The sequence below is a fragment of the Pseudomonas sp. ACN8 genome, assembly GCF_002303925.1.
Taxonomy (GTDB): Bacteria; Pseudomonadota; Gammaproteobacteria; order Pseudomonadales; family Pseudomonadaceae; genus Aquipseudomonas.
Genome location: NZ_MRCS01000115.1, coordinates 1 through 1,341, shown reverse-complemented (window position 1 = coordinate 1,341; position 1,341 = coordinate 1). Strand labels below are relative to the sequence as shown.

At 57.9% G+C, this 1,341-nt stretch carries 1 protein-coding gene and 1 pseudogene; both read left to right on the top strand.

Annotation, left to right across the window (positions count from 1 at the left end):
• Positions 1–283: pseudogene (locus BSF44_RS29170) on the top strand (phospholipase); the annotation flags it as partial.
• Positions 283–1,341 (top strand): sel1 repeat family protein (locus BSF44_RS29165; protein WP_141250119.1); only part of this gene is annotated, 1,059 nt, incomplete at its 3' end. The pseudogene BSF44_RS29170 and the gene BSF44_RS29165, both read left to right, overlap by 1 nt.

Genomic DNA, 1,341 nt, shown 5'->3' with positions numbered 1-1,341 from the left:
GTTCACCACCCACGGCTCAGCCAACATCAACACTCGCAGCATGCAGGTGGACAGTGAGCTGAACATAGCCCATGAGTGGGCGAGTGTGACTCAAGCCATGCGCCGACGGTTGTGGAATCTGCATACGGATAAGAGGGGCGCGCAGGATGATCCGAAGCAGGCGTTCAAGGCTTGGGAAGGCATCATCAACGAGAACAAGTATCGCCAATCGAAAGAATTGACTCCCGACGCTCCGCTCGTCGAATTTTATTACGGCGAAGCCGCCCTGACGGACCTCGACTGATGCGTCGACTCCTGTTGCTGACAAGCCTGCTGCTGACCGCCTGTGATAGCGGCAGCGCCCCTACTCGCCCAACCCAGGACACGTCCGTGAACCCGCTGACCGAGATCAAAGCCAAGCTGGCCTTTACCTGCGTACACGAGCAGATCCCTGCGCCGTCTGCCGAGACCGATGAGTTGTTCCAGTACGCCCGCTGGTTGCAAAAAAACAACCTGCTCAAGCAAGACAAAAGCGTCGACGCCGAGATCGAGCGGCTGTACCGAATTGCTGCCGAGAATGGTCATTACAAGGCCAACATCAATCTGCAAAACGGCACTATGCGCGGCCAATTCACGCTCCGTGGTGCGGATCACCTGCGCCTGAGCCAGCAATTGATCGACGTGAACGTGGCGACGGGGTACTACTTTATCGGCCTGTTCCTGAAGAACGGCTCGGCTGGGCTGAAGCAGGATACGGCCATGTCGTTGCGTTATTTTCGCAAGGCGGCTGATCAGGGTAGCGCCCAAGCCCAGTATGATTTGGGGGACATGCTAGCACCGATAAGAATTGCGCCGGACGTTGCCCGGCAGATGCGCCGCTGTGCGGCTGAACAGGGCAATGGCAAGGCAGCTGTTGCCTTGGGTATCGACCTAAAGAACGATGGTCGGTATGAAGAGGCGCTTGAGATCTTCCAGATGGGCGTTGTAGCAGGAAACGAAACCTCTGCCGGTTGGCTGGAAGAGGCCTTTCGCGGTCCTCCTTCCACCGATACGTTGTACTACCTCGGCCAACAGGAGGACCTTGAGCGGGCTGAGCGCTATGAGAAAATCTGGAGTGTACTCGCAGACTACTCCTACGCTGACCCGAAGGTCCCCGAGATCAACGACATCCTCCCCTTGCCACCGGCCAAGCTACCGGCTTGGGATGGCAAACTGCAATGGCTGGAAGCATGGCAGGCCAATGTCCCACCGAAAAAGCCCAGCGAAGCGCTGATCCATCAGTTGGCCAAGGCCAAGCTCCTTGAACCAGCGACCGGCAGAGCCATGCCCGACTCTTCTGCGTTCATCAAGGCCAGCTACCCC